Genomic DNA, 15,660 nt, shown 5'->3' with positions numbered 1-15,660 from the left:
GACTCACCGTCAGCGCGGGAACGATCTTCGTCGACGCCCACGTGGGACACTGGAGAGCGTGAGGCCATACCGTGACAACGCAGTCGTCCTGCGCCAGCACAAGCTGGGTGAGGCCGATCGCATCGTCACGTTGCTGACCAGGGAGAACGGTATCGTTCGTGCGGTGGCCAAGGGGGTGCGCCGCACCAAGTCCAAGTTCGGCGCACGGCTGGAGCCGTTTGCGCACATCGACGTCCTGCTCTATCCGGGACGCAACCTCGACATCGTCACTCAGGTGCACACGGTGGACGCGTTCGGCGGAGACATCGTTGCCGATTACGGCCGGTACACGACCGGCTGCGCTGTCCTCGAAACCGCCGAGCGTCTGGCCGGCGAAGAACACGCCCCCGCGCAGCGCCTGCATCAGCTGACCGTCGGCGCGCTGCGTGCCCTTGCGCAGCACGTGCGGCCGCCCGAGTTGGTACTCGACGCGTATCTGCTGCGTGCGATGGGTTTCGCCGGATGGGCTCCCGCACTGACGGACTGCGCTCGATGCGCTGCGGTGGGGCCGCACCGCGCGTTCCACGTTGCCGCAGGTGGCGCTGTGTGCGTGCATTGCCGACCGCCGGGATCTGCGACGCCATCGACCGGTGTTCTGGATTTGATGGTGGCCCTCGAACGAGGGGAGTGGGACTACACCGTCACCACCTCCGATGCGGTCCGAAAGCAGGCCAGTGGCCTGGTGGCGGCTCATCTGCAGTGGCATCTCGAACGCCAGCTCCGCACACTTCCGCTCATCGAGCGCTCGCACCCACACCAGGTGCCGCTGGCCCAACCTGACTCCGTGTTCGCCGACACCGTCGGGCAGGATGGGGACCGTGATTCGACGACGCGAGCCGCAACACCGGCCTGACGAACGGCCGGCGGTTCGCCCGCCGGACCCGCACCCCTCGGGTGCGCGGCCGCCGATCTTGCAGCCGGAGCTGATTCCTCGTCACGTCGCTCTGGTCATGGACGGTAACGGCCGGTGGGCTCAGGATCGTGGATTGCCGCGAACCGCAGGGCACGAGCAGGGCGAAGCAGTACTGATGGATGCCGTCTGTGGCTGCATCGAAATCGGTGTGCAGTGGTTGTCTGCGTACGCTTTCTCGACGGAGAACTGGAAGCGCAGTCCCGACGAGGTCAAGTTCTTGATGGGTTTCAATCGCGACGTGATCCGGCGTCGACGAGACGAGATGAACGAGATGGGTGTGCGGGTGCGTTGGGCCGGTCGGCGACCGCGACTGTGGGGCAGCGTCATCAAAGAACTCGAAGTGGCCGAGGAGCTGACGAAGCACAACACGGTGATGACGCTGACCATGTGCGTCAACTACGGCGGGCGAGCCGAGATTACCGATGCCACAAGGGAAATCGCGCGTCAGGTTGCCGCCGGAAAAATCAACCCGGAAAAGATCACCGAGGCGACCGTCGCGAAGTACCTCGACGAGGCGGACATGCCCGACGTCGACCTGTTCCTGCGTCCCTCGGGGGAGCAGAGAACCTCCAATTTCCTGCTGTGGCAGTCGGCCTACGCGGAGTTCGTGTTCCAGAAGAAGCTGTTCCCCGATTTCGATCGTCGAGATCTGTGGGAGGCCTGCATCGAATTCGCGTCGCGGGACCGACGATTCGGTGGAGTGAAATATGAGTGACGATGTATCTGGCCTGACCTTGCAGACGCGGGCTCAGTTGGCGCTGGCGCAGTTCGCCACGGTGACGGTGGGCGAGGAAGGCTCTCTGGGGTTCGACTATGCAGGTGCGCTGTGCTCGCTACGCGCGGTGCAGCTCTCGCCGGAGCTCGAGGTGCTTTCGCTCACCGCGGTGCTGGCCTGGGATCGACCGCTCAAGCCCGCACTACACAAGAAGGTAGCCGACCGCAACGCCGATTCGCAGTTCGGCGCGATTTCGGTCAACACCCACGACAAGCTTGCAGATGTGTTGTTGCGCTACACCTTTCCGGCCAACGGGTTGGACGACGAAGCGATGTTGACGATGTTGATTCTGGTGCTCGCCGGGGTCGAGAAGGCCCGCGAGGGTTTGCTGCCCTGAACGGTCGTCTAAGGTAAGCCTTTACTTACTCACGTGAAGGCGGTTGCAATGGCGGTTCGAGTGTCCAGAATGCTGACGGCAGTGGTGGCGGTGATGGCCATCGGCGCGTCCGCAACTGCCTGCTCCACAGCAGAACCCGACGACAGCGCGGCCCAGTCTGCGGACGGTGTTTTCCCGGTGGTCATCGACCACATCTACGGCAGCACGACCGTTCCGGAGAAGCCCACCCGCATAGTCACGCTCGGGGTGTCCGACGCCGATGCCGTCATCGCGCTCGGAACCGTCCCGGTCGGAAACACCGGATACACCTTCTACGAGACCGGACTCGGTCCGTGGACCGACGAGTTGGTGGGCGACGCACCACTGACGCTGCTGGGCTCGGAGTCCGAACCGAACTTCGAGCTGATCGCTTCTCTGCAACCGGATCTGATCACCGGGCTGAACGCCGGCTTCGACGAGGCCACCTACGCGCAACTCAGTGATATCGCCCCGACCGTCGCTCGACCGGCCGGATCGGCGGCATACGCCGTCGATCGCGAGGTGGCCACCGACACCATCGCCCGCGCGATGGGCGAATCCGATCGTGGCAAGGAGCTGAACGCCCAGACCACGGCTGCACTCGAACAGGTTCGAGCCGCACATCCGGAGTTCGCGGGTAAGACTGCCGCCGTGGTACTTCCGTACGACGGTCAGTTCGGCGCATATCTACCCGGGGATGCACGGGGGACGTTCGTCACGTCATTGGGCTTCGGGATTCCGGACCCGATCCTGGCCGAGGACAACGGAACCAACTTCTTCGTTCCGGTCTCGGCCGAGAACATCTCGAAGCTCGACGCCGATGTGGTGCTCTATCTCGGCACCGGCGACGACATCGACGTCGTGGCGGAGAATCCGATCTTCGGAACACTGACAGCCGCCCGCAACGACGCCATCGTTCCGTTGTCCACCGATCAGCGTGGGGCAATCACGTACAACTCGGTGCTGTCCATTCCGTTCGCCATCGATTCGGTAGTGCCTCGCCTGGCGGGTGCTGTGGGGTGACAGCTGGTCAGTGACCGGCCGTGCTGCACTGACTGCAGGTGCCGAATATTTCGATCGTGTGGCTCACGTCGCTGAAGCCGTTGGACTCGGCGACACTCTGCGACCACTTCTCGACGGTGGGACCCTCGACCTCGACGGTGAATCCGCATGCTCGGCACACCAGGTGGTGATGATGGCCCGAGGAGCAACGCCGGTAGACCGACTCGCCGTTGTCGGTACGCAGGACGTCGACCGTTCCTGCGTCGGCGAGAGTCTGCAGTGTGCGGTACACGGTGGTCAGGCCGATACCCTCGCCGCGCTTGCGCAGCTCGTCGTGCAGATCCTGCGCGGACTTGAACTCCTCGATGGTGTCCAGCAGGTCCGAGATCGCACTTCGTTGTTTGGTGGCGCGCACTCCGACCACGACGGGTCGTCTCGGAGTGGCGGTATCGGTCGTCTTCTCGGTCACAGGTTTCGGCCTTCCTCGGCGTGAGCCACGGCGTCGACGACGATGTGGGAGAGATGGTCGTCGACCAGCCGGTACAGGACCTCGCGGCCGTTACGTTCTCCGCGGACCACACCGGCCGCCTTGAGAACCCGCAGATGCTGGCTGATCAACGGCTGTGTCACACCGAGGGCGACGACGAGTTCGTGAACGCAGCGCTCGGATTCTCGGAGCTGCAGGACGATCGCAATCCGAACCGGTGCGGCCAGTGCACGCAGGATGTCGCCGGCCGCGGCCAAGGTCTCCTTCGGAGGAAGTAACGCCGGGGGAGTGGCGGCGAACGGGTCGTCGTGCACCGGGCGTTCCGGATCCTGCAGATGCGCCGCCGTCTCCATGGACGAGTCGGTTCTGTGGGTGTGCACCGTGGACATGGCTGCGGCTCCTTCGGTCACCGGTCGGTTGTCGAATTCTCCCTGCACGGTCGACGTCATGAACTCAGGCTAGTGCAGTCATCGTTATTGCAAATCATATTCATTGTGATATGCACAGGTGCGCATGTCAATTTCGGTGCCCGACCGCTGTTCGGAATCGACGACCGAGCCAGATAGTCTGATCAGGGCGAAAACCGCCCACGTCACCTCTACACGATGTAACCGAAGATGGAGAGCTCCGCCAGTGGCACCCAAGTCCAAGGTCGAAACCGTCGCCAACCTCGCCAAGCGCAGAGGTCTCGTCTACCCGTGCGGCGAAATCTACGGCGGTACGAAGTCGGCCTGGGACTACGGTCCGCTCGGCGTCGAGCTCAAGGAGAACATCAAGAAGCAGTGGTGGCGCAACATGGTCACCAGCCGCGACGACACCGTCGGGCTCGACTCGTCGGTGATTCTGCCGCGCCAGGTGTGGGAGGCCTCCGGCCACGTCGAGACGTTCTCCGATCCGCTCGTCGAGTCGCTGCACACCCACAAGCGCTACCGTGCCGATCACCTCATCGAGGCCTACGAGGAGAAGCACGGCCACCCGCCCGAGAACGGACTCGCCGATATTCGCGATCCGGAGACCGGTGAGCCCGGTTCGTGGACCGAGCCGCGCGCATTCTCCGGCCTGCTCAAGACCTTCCTCGGCCCGGTCGACAACGAAGAGGGGCTGCATTACCTGCGCCCCGAGACCGCCCAGGGCATCTTCGTCAACTTCGCCAACGTGCTGACGACCTCACGCAAGAAGCCGCCGTTCGGCATCGGCCAGATCGGCAAGAGCTTCCGCAACGAGATCACGCCGGGAAACTTCATCTTCCGCACTCGCGAGTTCGAGCAAATGGAGATGGAGTTCTTCGTCAAGCCCGGCGAGGACGACGAGTGGCATCAGTACTGGATCGACTACCGCATGAAGTGGTACACCGATCTCGGCATCGATCCGGAGAACCTGCGGCTGTACGAGCACGCCAAGGAAAAGCTGTCGCACTACTCCAAGCGCACCGTCGACATCGAGTACCGCTTCGGCTTCCAGGGCAGCGCCTGGGGTGAGCTCGAGGGCGTCGCGAACCGCACCGATTACGACCTGACGGTGCATTCGAAGGCGTCGGGCCAGGACCTGAGCTACTACGAGCAGGCCACCGACACCCGGTACACCCCGTACGTCATCGAGCCGGCGGCAGGTCTGACGCGCTCGCTGATGGCGTTCCTCGTCGACGCGTACACAGAGGACGAGGCACCCAACGCCAAGGGCGGCGTCGACAAGCGTGTCGTGCTCAAGCTCGATCGTCGTCTTGCCCCGGTGAAGGTCGCGGTGCTTCCGCTCTCGCGTAACGCCGACCTGACGCCGAAGGCGAAAGATCTTGCGCAGCAACTGCGTCAGTACTGGAACGTCGAATTCGACGACGCCGGAGCCATCGGCCGTCGCTACCGTCGCCAGGACGAGATCGGTACCCCGTTCTGCATCACCGTCGACTTCGACACCCTCGACGACCACGCCGTCACCATTCGTGAGCGCGACACGATGGCACAGGAGCGCGTGGCTCTCGATCAGGTCGAGGGCTACATCGCCGCCCGTCTGATCGGCGCGTAGGGCTGTAGGCAACCGACAGGGCCCGATCTCTCGGTGAGAGATCGGGCCCTGTCGCATGTCTGGGTCGAATCAGAAGCGGCCGCCGCCGCCACCGAAGCCGCCGCCTCCGCCTCCACCGCCGCCGAAGCCCCCGCCCCCGCCGAACCCGCCACCGAATCCGCCGCCGCCGCCGCGCAGCACGCTGTTGATCAGGATTCCGCCGAGCACGGCGCCTGCTACGTTGCCGCCGCTACTGCCGCCGCGTGGGCCGTGCCGATTTTCCCAGTTCTGCACGTCGGACTGGGCGATCTGCGATGCGCGCGAAGCCAATTGGCTGGCGGCATGCGCGTGCTTGAGAGCCTCGTCGGGATTGTCCGGCTCGAGCTGACGAGCTGCACCGAGATGCCGTTCGGCTTCGGACAAACGCGTTCGAGCATCGGCACCCACGCCGCCGCGTCGCGTCGAGATGTAGTCCGCAGCAGCAGTGATCTGCGCCTGAGCAGCCGCAATATCGCGTTCCAGACGCGCACGCAGCTGATCCTCGGCGGCCTTCTCGGCCGATGCTTCGTCGACGATCTTCTCGAGTTCGGAATCTGCTGCGGCAAGGGCGGTGTAACTACCGAGCGGATCGCTCGACTGTGCCGTCTCCGCATTCTTCAATGCCGTCTGTGCCGCAGCCATCGCCGCCTGCAGTTCGGTACCGCCGTGTTCGGCCAGTCCGCGTGCCTGCTCGATGTCCCGGCGGACGTCCGCGATGGCGTCGGGCAGGGTGGCTATTGCGTGCCGTATGTCGTCGCGGGCATGGTCGACTCCGTCGAGCAGTGACTTCGCCTGATCGACAGCTCGTTCCGCGGTCCGAATCGCTGTGACGGCCGGGCCCTGCTTACCGGGCGGCAGAGCTGCGGCCTTGCGGCCGGCTTCGATGTTCTCCTCGGCCAGCGCAACTCGATCCTTGGCCATCGTGACGTTGTCGGCAATCGATTTCAGTGCGGTCTCGGAGAATTCCGAATGCAGTTGAGCGAGTACGGCTTCGGACTGCGGAATGCGCACCGTCAAGCCGATGATGGCTTGGGTGAGCTCGTCGAGATGCGAACCGGCGTTCATGACGAGGTCGCGGAATCCGTCGAATTCCTCGACCCGAGAGTCGAGTTCGCGATCTGCCTGGCCGCACGAGGAGATGATTTCGACGAGCATCGCCCGTCGCTGATCGGGGGTTTCAGGAATGGCGTCGTCGAGCCGCTGACGGATCTCGAAGGCAGAGGCCAGAGCTTTCTTTGCGTTGTCGTAGGCAGTGATGAACGGTGCGGCCGCCGAGTCGCCGAATTCGCCTCGGGCCAGGGTCAATTCCTCCTCGCTGGCTCGTACGGCGTTGTCGGTCTCGATCAGAATTTCCTTGGCGCGGGTGTCGAGAACGTCGATCGGGAATTGGGCCAATGCTGCCGGGTCGCTCGGGTCGATCTTCGCCACCGCTTCCACCTCGGCGGCCACTCGAGCCTTCTTGCGCCGTGAGGAGTAGACAACAGCTCCGCCGCCTGCGACGGCCAACACCCCGACACCGATCAGCAGCGGTGCCGACGACCCACCTCCACCGCTCGACGCATAGGCCTCGCCGAGAGCGCCGGCCGCAGCTATGGCCGCTCCCGACCAATCCTCTTCGCCCAGTGCAGGTTCGACGTCGTTGACACGAATGTCGTCCTGCTCTGCCGTGGTGATCTGTGAGAGCCCAGTATTGACGCCGAGGTAGTACGACCGATCGACGGTGGCTACTGCGAGCAGGACGTCACGCTGGCCGAGATCGCTCCGTTGGTATGTCTGCTCGGCCCAGTCGGCCGCCGACATGTTGTCGAAATCCGCAACGTAGGTGACCCACAGCCTGAGCTGACTGCCGCCGTACAGGTCGTCGATGGACGTCTGTACCTCGGCCAGCGAGTCCGGATCGAGTGCCTGCACGTTGTCGGTGATCTGGGTGGCCAGCCGCGACGGTGCCTCGGCGGACGCAACCCCCGGCGCGAGGAGAACCGCAGCGAACAAGGTCAGAGCACCTGTTGCGGTGAGGCGACGGAATCGATGAACCGACCTACGGACTGTGGCGCTGGAGTGCCGCCGGTGCTGGACTGCCATGCGCTGAAATCTACCGGCTCCAGCGTGTCCGAAACGAGCAGGTCGATCCATGACAGTTGTCATCGTGCAATCGTGACGCTCGGTCGAGGTGGTCGGGCTCGGATCGCAGCAGAGTAGCTGTCATGACCACAACGAAGGCAGTCGAACTGCGAGGCGTCACGAAGACATACGGATCGGTCCGTGCGGTGGACGGGATCGACCTGTCCATCGAGCCGGGCGAGGTAGTCGCTTTTCTCGGACCGAACGGTGCCGGCAAGACCACGACCATCGACATGATGCTCGGCCTGGCCACACCCACCACCGGGACGGTCTCGGTGTTCGGCGGAACTCCGGCCGACGCCATCGCTCAGGGGCGCATCTCGGCGGTGATGCAGACCGGCGGACTTCTTCGCGACCTGACCGTCCGCGAAACCGTCGAACTGACCGCGGCGCTGTTCGCCCGAACTCGGTCGGTGAAGGAAGTCCTGACTCGGGCCGGCATGGCCGACATCGGCGACCGGCGAGTGGCCAAGTGCTCCGGCGGCCAGCAACAGCGACTGCGATTCGCACTTGCACTGTTGCCCGACCCGGATCTGCTGGTGTTGGACGAGCCGACCACCGGCATGGACGTCGAGGGTCGACGTGACTTCTGGAACGCCATTCGCCAGGACGCGAGTACCGGCCGAACAGTGCTGTTCGCAACGCACTACCTCGACGAGGCCGATGCCTACGCCGACAGAATTGTCCTGGTGCGGCACGGCAAGATCGTCGCCGACGGCAGCGCCGCCGAGGTCAAGAACCTCGCGGCGGGACGCACGGTCACCGCCACTCTGCCCGGTGTCGACCGGTCAATGTTGCTCGCTCTTCCCGGAGTCGACCGGGTCGAGACGCGCGGCGACCGGGTGATCGTGCACGGACGCGACTCCGACTGCGTTGCCCGCTACCTGCTCAACGACGCGCACGCGACCGATCTCGAAATTGTCTCGCGGAACCTCGAGGACGCGTTCCTCGCTCTGACCACCGATGCCGACACCGAACTCGCCGGGAGTATCCGATGACCACGACCTCGCCCCGCCCCACCGCTGCCAGAGCCGTTGCGTACGGCGGATTTTCGCCCACGTTCCTCGGACTCGAAATCCGTCGCCTGTTCCGGAACAAGCGCACGTTGGTCTTCACGTTGGTCATGCCGCCGGTGTTCTTCGTCATCTTCGGTACGCAGTCGGACTACCGGACCAACTACCCTTTCGCGCACGGCAATGTCACGGGCTACATCGCCATCAGCATGGCCGTCTACGGAGCGATGCTGGCCACCACGAGTGGGGGAGCGATGGTCTCCGTCGAACGCGCTCAGGGCTGGAGCAGGCAGTTGCGACTGACTCCGCTCAAACCTGTCGCTTACATCGTCACCAAGATGCTCGTCGCCATGACAATGGGTGCTGCAGCGATCGTCGTGGTGTTCGTCGTCGCGGCATTCTTCGGAGCCGACATGCCGATCTGGGTGTGGCTCGCGTGCGGAGTGATCGCGTGGCTCGGATCTGCGGTGTTCGCCGCATTCGGGTTGTTCATGGGGTACCTGCTGCCCTCGGAGAACGTCATGCAGATCCTCGGACCGGTACTGGCCTTCCTCGCCCTGGCCGGCGGATTGTTCGTCCCGCTCGGTGACAGCGGCTGGTTCCCGATGCTGGCGAAGTTCACCCCGCTGTACGGTCTGGCGACTGTGGCCCGGGCTCCGTTCACCTCGGCCGACGCAGGCATCCTCGCCGTCGCAGTGGTCAACCTGGTGGTGTGGGCGGTGGTGTTCATCGCAGGAGCGGCGCTGCTGTTCCGGAAAGACACCAAGCGTGCCTGACGCGGAAACCACCGATCGTGTCGCCCACGGAGATACCGTGGGCGACATGACCACGTTCACCGCCGACCTCCCCGAGGGCAGGGTCTGGCGGTACGGCTGGATGTTCGGAGCCATCTGGCTGATCTACCTGATCTATCCGTTGAACGAGATTCTGTCGTTGGAGTCTGTGGCGGCACGGGTCCTCGGTATCGCCGCGATCGTCGGGTTCGGAGTCGTGTTCACGGCCACCTTCTGGCGCTTTCGCAACGGTCACCGCCGCGGACACCCGCTGCCGGTACGGCAGGCCTGGATCGCGCTCGCGGCAATGCTGGCCCTGACCGCGGCGATGAGCGCGCTGATCGGAACCACCGGATTCGGTGCAACGATCTACATCGCAGTCCTGGCGATGATGACGCTGCCGGTTCGGCAGGCGTGGACATTGGTCGCGGTGATGGTGGTGGCCATCGAAGTGGCACCGCGGGTCATCCCGTCCTGGGAGCCCGACAACTTTTTCGCGTTTCAGTTGCTGATCAGCTCGGCCGCCGCGTGGGGTATCACCCAGGTCTTCCAGCGCAACCACGAATTGGCCGTGGCGCGGCAGCAATTGGCGGATCTGGCCATCGTCGCCGAACGTGAGCGGATGAGCCGAGACGTGCACGACATTCTCGGGCATTCCCTGACCGTCATCACTGTCAAGAGTGAACTGGCCGGCAGATTGCTCGAGATCGATGCTGCCCGAGCAGCTGTCGAGATCGCCGAGGTGGAAACCCTTGCAAGGCAAGCACTGGCCGACGTTCGCAGCACCGTCGGCGGCATGCGGCAAATCGACATCGGCACCGAACTGGCAAGCGCACGAACAGCTCTGGTGGCCGCCGCCATCGACGTCGAGCTGCCCGCGGATGCCGACGTCGTTCCACTGCGACACCGCGAACTGTTCGGCTGGGTCCTGCGCGAGGCGGTAACAAACGTGGTGCGACACTCCCACGCACGCCACTGCCGAGTGATGCTGACGCCGTCGAGCATTTCCATCGTCGACGACGGATGCGGGCCGGCCGAGGAAAACTGTGGAGGAAACGGGCTCCGCGGGTTGGGTGAACGCGCGAGCGCTGCCGGTGGTTCACTGACGGTCGCCCGGGTTCCGACCGGCGGATTCAAGGTGGAGGTCTCGGCACCATGAGTATCAGACTGTTGCTGGCCGACGACCAAGCGCTGGTGCGCGGTGCCCTCGCAGCATTGTTGGGGCTCGAACACGACCTCGACATCGTCGCCGAGGTGGGACGAGGCGACGAAGTGGTGGCGGCGGTTCTCGAACATCGACCCGACGTCGTGCTGCTCGACGTGGAAATGCCGGGCAAGAACGGCATCGACGTCACCGCCGAGCTGGCTCAGGTGGTACCCGAGTCGAGAGTGCTGATCGTCACGACGTTCGGCAGGCCCGGATATCTGCGCCGAGCGATCGACGCCGGAGCCTCCGGATTCGTCGTCAAGGACACTCCAGCCAAACAGTTGGCCGACGCCGTACGACGGGTCCACATGGGACTGCGCGTCGTCGATCCCGCCCTCGCCACCGAGACGCTCACCGAGGGCGTCTCGCCACTGACCGCCCGTGAGCAGGAAGTTCTTCGCGCAGCGTCGAAGGGTGGAACGGCCGGTGCCATCGCGGCGCAGGTGCACCTGTCCGAAGGGACAGTGCGCAACCATCTCTCTTCGGCGATCGGAAAAACCGGCACCAGCACCCGGGCCGAAGCGGTCCGAGTCGCCGAGGACCGCGGGTGGCTCTGACCTCCCGAGGCGCGCCGCGAGCGCCGAAGATGCGCGGGCCTGGCAAACTCGAGGGGTGAATTCAACTCTCGACCGAGATTCGTACGGCGACCCGTACGACGACCGGTATGCCCCGGACCCCGGTCCCGAGCGGCTGGGCTTCTTCGGAACGCTCGGACGCTGGACGGGTCGGTTGGTCGCGGGAGTGATACTGATGGCCCTCGTCCTGGTGGCGGGCACCGCGGTGCGCGTGTGGCAGGTGGCTCGGATCGACGACCATACTGCGGCGGACGCCATCGTCGTACTCGGTGCGGCGCAGTACAGCGGTACGCCCTCGACGGTGTTCGAGGCACGCTTGGCGCAGGCCGCGTCGTTGTACGAGCAGGGCATCGCTCCCGAGATCGTCACCGTCGGCGGCAAGCAGGAAGGTGACCTGTTCACCGAGGCGGCGTCGGGTCGCAATTACCTGATAGATCAGGGCGTGCCTGCCGACGCGATCGTGGCCGTCGAAACCGGATCGGACACCCTCGAAAGCATCGAAGCTGTCAGCGCCACGCTACGAGATCAGGGCAAGACATCGGTGGTACTGGTCAGCGATCCGTGGCACTCGCTGCGCACCCGAACCATGGCGCGCGACGCCGATCTCGATGCGTGGACCTCGCCCACCCGCACCGGGCCTGCCGTCTACACCCGCGAGTCGCAGGCGCACGGAATAGCCAGGGAGACAGGCGCTCTGCTGTGGTACCAGTTGACGCACTTCACCGCTGATTTCTCCTACACGGCAGGCCAGTAGATGACCGGCACATACTCCGAGCACGACGTCGAACGATTCGTTCCCGAACCGCCCAAGACCGCTGGGCTTCGATCCGGGGCGGACAACGCCTCGCATCGGAGTGCGTTCGCCCGAGATCGAGCGCGGGTCTTGCACTGTGCTGCCCTGCGTCGTCTTGCGGACAAGACCCAGGTGACCGGGCCCCGCGACGGCGACACCCCGCGCACCCGGTTGACGCATTCGCTCGAGGTCGCGCAGATCGGGCGCAGCATCGCGGAGGGGCTCGGCAGCGACCCCGATCTGGTCGATCTGGCGGGCTTGGCACACGACATCGGTCATCCGCCTTACGGACACAACGGCGAGCGGGCCCTCGACGAGGTGGCCCAGGATTGCGGCGGATTCGAGGGCAACGCGCAGAATCTGCGCATCCTGACCGGCCTCGAGCCCAAGATCCTCGACTCCGACGGCAACAGCGCGGGACTCAACCTCACCCGCGCCGCCCTCGACGCCGCGATGAAGTACCCGTGGACCAGGCCCGCGCCGGGCGCGAAATTCGGCGCCTACGACGACGACTCGGCCATTCTCGGCTGGGTACGCGACGGTGCACCGGACAAGCACAAGTGCCTCGAAGCGCAGACCATGGATTGGTCCGACGACGTCGCCTACTCGGTACACGACGTCGAGGACGGCGTCATCGACGCCAGAATCGATCTGCGAGCACTATCCGATCCGATCGAGCAGCGGGCACTGGCCGAACTCGGTGTCTCGGAATTCCGCGGACTCGACGTCGACGAGTTGATCGAGGCGGCGAGCCGGTTGTCCAAGATGGACGTCGTCGTCGCGGTCGGCAGATACGACGGCACCCTCACCGCATCCGTGGCGCTCAAGCACATGACGAGCGAGCTGGTCGGGCGATTCGCCACGGCTGCCATCGACGGAACCCGCCAGAAGTACGGCACGGCAGCGTTGACGCGATACGACGCCGACCTCGTGGTGCCGTCGATCGTCGCGTCCGAAGTGGCTCTACTCAAGACGATGGCACTGCGCTACGTCATGTCCGACGCCGGGCACAAGATCCGACAGGAACGCCAACGTGACCGAATCCATCGCGTCGCCGAGTGGTTGATGCGCTCGGCGCCGGGCGAACTCGATCCCATCCTGGTGCCCGCGTGGCAACGCGCGAACAGCGACGCCGAACGGACTCGCGTCGTCGTGGATCAGATCGCGTCGTACACCGAGAGTCGACTCGAACTGGTGGACAAGCGGTCGCTCGGGGCTCAGGCCAGCTGGGGTTGATCGACGGGTGTCGGGCGTCTTGTTCGACGCTAGACTCCAGTCGTGGCCGGCCGAATTCCTGAACGTGACATTGCCGCCATTCGCGAACGCACACGGATCGAAGACATAGTCGGCGACTACGTCTCGCTCAAGCGCGCGGGCGGCGACTCCATGAAGGGGTTGTGCCCCTTCCACGACGAGAAGTCTCCGTCGTTCCATGTTCGGCCCAATCATGGCCATTACCACTGCTTCGGCTGCGGCGAAGGCGGTGATGCCTACTCCTTCCTCCAGAAGATCGAGCACATTTCGTTCGTCGAGGCCGTCGAGCAACTCGCCGACCGGCTCAACTACTCGATTTCCTACGAGGGCGGAGGGCCATCGGTCCAACGTGACCGCGGGACCCGAGCGCGCCTGATCGCCGCGAACGCGGCGGCTCAAGAGTTTTACGCCGGTCGGCTCAGCGGGCCCGATGCCCAGGCCGCCCGGGACTACCTGACCGAACGCAACTTCGACGGCCACGCCGCACTGGCCTACGGCTGCGGATACGCACCCGACGGCTGGGACACCCTCACCAAACACTTGCTGGGCAAGGGCTTCGAAGCCAAGGAGATAGTCGACGCCGGCCTGGCGACCCCGGGCAAGCGCGGCACACCCATCGACCGATTCCGGCGCCGGTTGGTGTGGCCGATTCGCAGTCAGAGCGGCGACGTCATCGGATTCGGCGCACGCAAACTGTTCGACGACGACACGATGCCCGGAAAGTACATCAACACTCCGGAAACGATGCTGTACAAGAAGTCTCAGGTGTTGTTCGGGCTCGACCTGGCACGCAAGGAGATCGCGAAGTCGCATCAGGCCGTCATCGTCGAGGGCTACACCGACGTGATGGCGATGCACCTCGCCGGCGTCAAGACCGCGGTGGCGTCCTGTGGCACCGCGTTCGGCGAAGACCACCTTGCGATGCTGCGCCGACTGATGATGGACGACAGCTACTTTCGCGGTGAGGTGATCTACACCTTCGACGGTGACGACGCCGGCCAGGCCGCGGCCATGAAGGCGTTCGAGGGGGATCAGAAGATCGCCGGGCAGACCTTCGTCGCCGTCGCACCCGACGGAATGGACCCGTGCGACCTGCGCCTGAAATCCGGTGACAACGCTGTTCGCGATCTCGTGGCCCGGCGGACCCCGATGTTTGCCTTCGTCGTCAAATCGCTGCTCCGAGAGCATGATCTGGACACGCCCGAGGGGCGCGTCGAAGCGCTCAAGCGCACTGTTCCGGTGGTCGCGCGAATCAAGGACGCCTCACTGCGGGACGAGTACGCCAGGCAGCTCGCCGGGTGGACCGGCTGGGACGACACTGCGATGGTGCTCGCCCGCGTGCGCGACGAGGCGAAGAAGGGTGCCCGAGGCGACACGAGCGGTAAACGCGTGCCCTTCGAGAAGCGTCAGGCAGCGCCGACGGAAGCCCCCACCGGGCCGCCGCGTCCGAACCCCACCGATCCGACGCTGTGGCCGCAACGAGAGGCCCTTAAAGCGGTGCTGCAGATGCCCGCGGTCGCCGGCACCGTCTTCGATTCGCTACCGCCCGAGAGCTTCCACCATCCGGCGTACGCGGCGGTGCGTGATGCTGTGGCCGCGGCCGGCGGCACTGCCGCGGGCCTGGGCGGTGGGGAGTGGGTCGACGCGGTGGCCAAGCAGGCCAAGGACGCAGTGGTGGTGTCGTTGGTGACGGAGCTGGCCGTCGACCCGATGCGCGTGGCCGACGACGCTCTGACGCGCTACATCTCCGGTGTGCTCGCCCGGCTTCAAGAGGTGTGGGTGGGCCAGCAGGTCGCCGAACTGAAGTCCAAGCTGCAGCGCATGTCGCCTGCGGAGAAGCCGGACGACTACAACGCCCTGTTCGGTGATCTCATCGCCCTCGAGCAGTACCGCCGCAGCCTGCTCGAACTCGCCGTGGGAAGCGTCGCCGAGGTCGGTTAGCGCCGCAGCTGATCGCGCGGGACGAAAACCTGGTCTTCGTCGTCGACCGGCTTCATCGGCTCGAGTCTCGGCTGCGTGTTCAGAGAGTCGGACAACTTCTGACGGCCGACCTCGATGGCCTTCTTGGTCGCCGGGCTCGACGCGACGGCGCTGGCCGTCTTGCGAATCTGCTCGTAGCGGCCCCGTCCGGCCTTGGCTCCCAGTACATATGCAGCTCCAGCCGCCAGTACCAAACGAATCATCAGTGGGTCCTTCCGTAGAGCGTGCGGCCGTTCTTCCATCTTGCCCGACGAACCTCGAGCAGGGCGATTCGGTACACAGCGGAAGCTGCCTCGGCGCTCTCGTGGGCCCGATTTGGTACTCACAAGGGGGTGT

16 protein-coding genes are annotated in these 15,660 nt (G+C 64.9%); 12 read left to right on the top strand and 4 right to left on the bottom strand.

The genetic code is table 11. The features are described from left to right. Nucleotides 1-58 precede the first annotated feature (58 nt). Genes recO through CH268_RS13395 form a run of 4 tightly spaced genes read left to right on the top strand, consistent with a single transcriptional unit; the run spans nt 59 to nt 3,105 of the window. Nucleotides 59-892, top strand: a complete 834-nt coding sequence (gene recO / locus CH268_RS13410; RefSeq protein WP_008715506.1) for a DNA repair protein RecO — start codon at nt 59-61, stop codon at nt 890-892. Next, nucleotides 858-1,667 carry an isoprenyl transferase gene (locus tag CH268_RS13405; RefSeq protein ID WP_032382906.1) on the top strand — a complete coding sequence of 270 codons (810 nt, stop codon included), beginning with the start codon at nt 858-860 and terminating at the stop codon, nt 1,665-1,667. The genes recO and CH268_RS13405 overlap by 35 nt, the downstream gene beginning before the upstream one ends. Then, nucleotides 1,660-2,064 carry a hypothetical protein gene (locus tag CH268_RS13400; RefSeq protein ID WP_027497492.1) on the top strand — a complete coding sequence of 135 codons (405 nt, stop codon included), beginning with the start codon at nt 1,660-1,662 and terminating at the stop codon, nt 2,062-2,064. Before CH268_RS13405 ends, CH268_RS13400 begins: the two co-directional genes overlap by 8 nt. Before the next feature lie 33 nt (nt 2,065-2,097). Next, entirely contained in the window at nt 2,098-3,105 is a 1,008-nt protein-coding gene (locus tag CH268_RS13395; protein ID WP_255182389.1) for an iron-siderophore ABC transporter substrate-binding protein, read from the top strand. A 7-nt stretch (nt 3,106-3,112) separates the two neighbouring features. Here CH268_RS13395 and CH268_RS13390 read toward each other — a convergent pair whose 3' ends face one another. Further along, nucleotides 3,113-3,553, bottom strand: coding sequence for a Fur family transcriptional regulator (locus tag CH268_RS13390; protein ID WP_027497490.1), 441 nt, complete (start codon nt 3,551-3,553; stop codon nt 3,113-3,115). Beyond that, complete coding sequence (locus tag CH268_RS13385) at nt 3,550-3,960, bottom strand: metalloregulator ArsR/SmtB family transcription factor (protein ID WP_032384596.1); 411 nt, start codon at nt 3,958-3,960, stop codon at nt 3,550-3,552. The genes CH268_RS13390 and CH268_RS13385 overlap by 4 nt, the downstream gene beginning before the upstream one ends. 244 nt (nt 3,961-4,204) lie before the next feature. On the opposite strand from CH268_RS13385, the gene CH268_RS13380 reads away from it, so the two are divergent. Then, nucleotides 4,205-5,590 carry a glycine--tRNA ligase gene (locus CH268_RS13380; RefSeq protein WP_032368169.1) on the top strand — a complete coding sequence of 462 codons (1,386 nt, stop codon included), beginning with the start codon at nt 4,205-4,207 and terminating at the stop codon, nt 5,588-5,590. Between the two features lie 69 nt (nt 5,591-5,659). On the opposite strand, the gene CH268_RS13375 is transcribed toward CH268_RS13380, so the two are convergent. Next, nucleotides 5,660-7,690, bottom strand: coding sequence for a TPM domain-containing protein (locus tag CH268_RS13375; protein WP_255182388.1), 2,031 nt, complete (start codon nt 7,688-7,690; stop codon nt 5,660-5,662). Nucleotides 7,691-7,812: 122 nt separating this feature from the next. Here CH268_RS13375 and CH268_RS13370 point away from each other — a divergent pair, with 122 nt between their 5' ends. Genes CH268_RS13370 through dnaG form a run of 7 tightly spaced genes read left to right on the top strand, consistent with a single transcriptional unit; the run spans nt 7,813 to nt 15,285 of the window. Further along, a complete protein-coding gene (locus CH268_RS13370) occupies nt 7,813-8,727 on the top strand; it encodes an ABC transporter ATP-binding protein (protein ID WP_094664587.1) in 915 nt (304 codons plus the stop codon). Next, nucleotides 8,724-9,518, top strand: coding sequence for an ABC transporter permease (locus CH268_RS13365; RefSeq protein ID WP_027497485.1), 795 nt, complete (start codon nt 8,724-8,726; stop codon nt 9,516-9,518). Before CH268_RS13370 ends, CH268_RS13365 begins: the two co-directional genes overlap by 4 nt. Nucleotides 9,519-9,564: 46 nt before the next feature. Continuing rightward, entirely contained in the window at nt 9,565-10,674 is a 1,110-nt protein-coding gene (locus CH268_RS13360; protein WP_094664753.1) for a sensor histidine kinase, read from the top strand. Next, nucleotides 10,671-11,279: a response regulator transcription factor gene (locus CH268_RS13355; protein WP_027497483.1), complete on the top strand. Its 609-nt coding sequence runs from the start codon at nt 10,671-10,673 to the stop codon at nt 11,277-11,279. Before CH268_RS13360 ends, CH268_RS13355 begins: the two co-directional genes overlap by 4 nt. Before the next feature lie 55 nt (nt 11,280-11,334). Next, on the top strand, nt 11,335-12,051 hold the full coding sequence (locus CH268_RS13350; protein WP_032382766.1) for a YdcF family protein: 717 nt from the start codon (nt 11,335-11,337) through the stop codon (nt 12,049-12,051). Then, entirely contained in the window at nt 12,052-13,326 is a 1,275-nt protein-coding gene (locus tag CH268_RS13345) for a deoxyguanosinetriphosphate triphosphohydrolase (protein ID WP_027497481.1), read from the top strand. A gap of 42 nt (nt 13,327-13,368) precedes the next feature. Then, a complete protein-coding gene (gene dnaG / locus CH268_RS13340; RefSeq protein ID WP_032384555.1) occupies nt 13,369-15,285 on the top strand; it encodes a DNA primase in 1,917 nt (638 codons plus the stop codon). Here dnaG and CH268_RS13335 read toward each other — a convergent pair. After that, nucleotides 15,282-15,527: a hypothetical protein gene (locus CH268_RS13335; protein ID WP_027497479.1), complete on the bottom strand. Its 246-nt coding sequence runs from the start codon at nt 15,525-15,527 to the stop codon at nt 15,282-15,284. The two genes, dnaG and CH268_RS13335, sit on opposite strands and share 4 nt — an antisense overlap. Nucleotides 15,528-15,660 lie beyond the last annotated feature (133 nt).

The organism is Rhodococcus sp. 06-1460-1B, assembly GCF_002258475.1.
Classification (GTDB): Bacteria; Actinomycetota; Actinomycetes; order Mycobacteriales; family Mycobacteriaceae; genus Rhodococcoides; species Rhodococcoides fascians.
This window is presented reverse-complemented; position numbering and strand designations above follow the sequence as displayed.